At 69.9% G+C, this 1,171-nt stretch carries 1 protein-coding gene; it reads left to right on the top strand.

All coding sequences use genetic code 11. The features are described 5' to 3' along the window. Positions 1-84: 84 nt before the first annotated feature. On the top strand, positions 85-903 hold the full coding sequence (locus tag ACIBBD_RS38790; protein WP_399424733.1) for an ABC transporter permease: 819 nt from the start codon (positions 85-87) through the stop codon (positions 901-903). The last annotated feature ends 268 nt before the right edge of the window (positions 904-1,171 follow it).

The following is a 1,171-nucleotide window of genomic DNA, read 5'->3' as shown; positions in this document are numbered from 1 at the left end:
CGTGCACACCCCCGACCTCGACGACGTCTTCTTCGCCCTGACCGGCCCCGCCAACGTCCCCCACCAGCCCAAGGAGAACGTCCGATGAGCACCCCTCCGGCTCCCGCCCGCCCGGCCCGGCTCTCCCTCGCCGTACGCGACTGCTCCACGATGCTGCGCCGCAACCTGCTGCACGCCCGGCGCTACCCGTCCATGACACTGAATCTGCTGCTCACGCCGATCATGCTGCTACTGCTCTTCGTCTACATCTTCGGCGACACCATGAGCGCGGGCATCGGCGGCGGCGGTCCGGACCGCTCCGCGTACATCGCCTACATCGTCCCGGGCCTGCTGCTGATGACCATCGGCAGCACCACGATCGGTACCGCGGTCTCCGTCTCCAACGACATGACCGAGGGCATCATCGCCCGCTTCCGCACGATGGCCATCCACCGCGGCTCCGTGATCATCGGACACGTCATCGGCAGCGTGTTGCAGTCGATCGTCAGCGTGGTCCTCGTCGGCGCCGTGGCCGTCGCCATCGGTTTCCGCTCCACCGATGCCACCGTCCTGGAGTGGCTCGCGGCGTTCGGACTGCTCGTGCTCTTCGCGACGGCGCTCACCTGGATCGCGGTCGGCATGGGCCTGGTCAGCCCGAACGCCGAGGCCGCCAGCAACAACGCGATGCCCCTGATCCTGCTGCCGCTCCTGTCCAGCGCCTTCGTCCCGCTGGAGTCGATGCCGGGCTGGTTCCGGCCGATCGCCGAGTACCAGCCGTTCACCCCGGCCATCGAGACCCTGCGCGGCCTGCTGCTCGGCACCGGGATCGGCCACAACGGATGGCTCGCCGCCGCCTGGTGCCTGGGCCTCGCGGTGCTCGGCTACCGCTGGTCCACCTCGAAGTTCAGCCACGACCCCAAGTAACCGCCATGACGACGCGGGCCACCTCCCGCACACCGTTCCACCCGAGGGCGGCGCACACCGACACCCCGTCGGCGTACGCCGCCCCGTCCGTGTGCGCGGAGCACCTCACGCGGAGGACGCCGGCCCCCTCCCCTCCGGGAAGAGCGACCGGGTCAGAACGCGTCCGACGGCACGTAGGTGCCCCAGACGTCGCGGAGGGCGTTGCAGACCTCGCCGATGGTGGCGCGGGCCTTGAGGGCGTCCTTCATCGGGTAGAGGACGTTGTCGT

This window comes from Streptomyces sp. NPDC051315, from assembly GCF_044455165.1.
GTDB lineage: Bacteria > Actinomycetota > Actinomycetes > Streptomycetales > Streptomycetaceae > Streptomyces.
The sequence above is the reverse complement of the archived record's forward strand: the minus strand, read 5'-3'. Positions and strand labels throughout refer to the sequence as shown.

Bases quoted from the DNA above. Each gene is read 5' to 3' on its own strand.
- ACIBBD_RS38790 (WP_399424733.1), top strand. From the start codon at position 85: ATGAGCACCCCTCCGGCTCCCGCCCGCCCGGCCCGGCTCTCCCTCGCC.